The sequence below is a fragment of the Pseudoalteromonas aurantia genome, from assembly GCF_005886875.1.
GTDB classification, from domain to species: domain Bacteria; phylum Pseudomonadota; class Gammaproteobacteria; order Enterobacterales; family Alteromonadaceae; genus Pseudoalteromonas; species Pseudoalteromonas aurantia_A.
Window position 1 is genome coordinate 1 of the sequence record NZ_PNBY01000160.1, and the last position, 959, is coordinate 959.

Below are 959 nucleotides of genomic sequence, written 5' to 3' on the forward strand. Positions count from 1 at the left end.
TTAGCGATTAATGCAGAGGATGTCTTGCTGCAATTAGCCCCCATCGTATTTGATGCATCCAGCTTTGAGATATGGGCCGCTTTATTAAATGGTGCAACAGTGGCAGTGGCAGACACAGGTAAAGTCACCGTAGAGTTGATAGAGCAAGAAATAGCACGTCATCAGGTGAGTGTGTTGTGGCTGACAGCATCCTTGTTCCATGTTGTGGTTGATGAAAAGGTATCGGCATTGAAGGGGCTACGTGCCTTAGTGGCCGGGGGAGATGCATTATCACCTCGTCATGTTTCAACGTACTTAGCGGCACCTTGGAGTCATACACTTGTGAATGGGTATGGTCCAACAGAAGCGACGACATTTACTTGTTTTTATGCCATGAGCCGTTGGGATGAACGTCAGGCAGTGCCGATTGGTAAGCCATTGGATAACACGGTGTGTTATATCCTAGACAGTAACCTTAATCCAGTTGCACCAGGGACACCAGGGGAGTTATTCATCGGTGGTGCAGCGCTTGCAGCAGGGTATTTAGGAGCGCCAAACAAGACAGCAAGCAGCTTCTTGGTAGACCCTTTCATGGACGAGCCATCACGTATGTATCGCACAGGCGATAAAGTGTGCTTTAACGATGCTGGTTTGATTGAGTTCCTAGGGCGAATAGATCAGCAGGTTAAGATCCGCGGATATCGCGTGGAGCCAGGAGAGATAGAAACGGCTTTGTGTGAGCATGAGGGGATCACAGATGCGGTGATATTAGTACAAGAGGCTGGCGCGCAGAAGCAACTGGTAGGTTACGTTGCCAGTACGTTAGAGCAGGCAGAGATAGAGGCTTATTTAGCAGCGCGTCTACCGAGTTATATGCATCCACAGCATTTATTGGTGATGGCAGAGTTGCCGTTAAACGTGAATGGCAAAGTAGACCGTAAGGCATTGCAAGGGCTCCCATTACGAGGTGAGGAACAAGA

Annotated in this window: 1 protein-coding gene; it reads left to right on the forward strand. The window is 48.8% G+C overall.

Annotated elements, in window-relative coordinates:
* The coding region (locus tag CWC18_RS20180; protein WP_138675989.1) for an AMP-binding protein at window positions 1–959 on the forward strand (959 nt) is incomplete at both ends.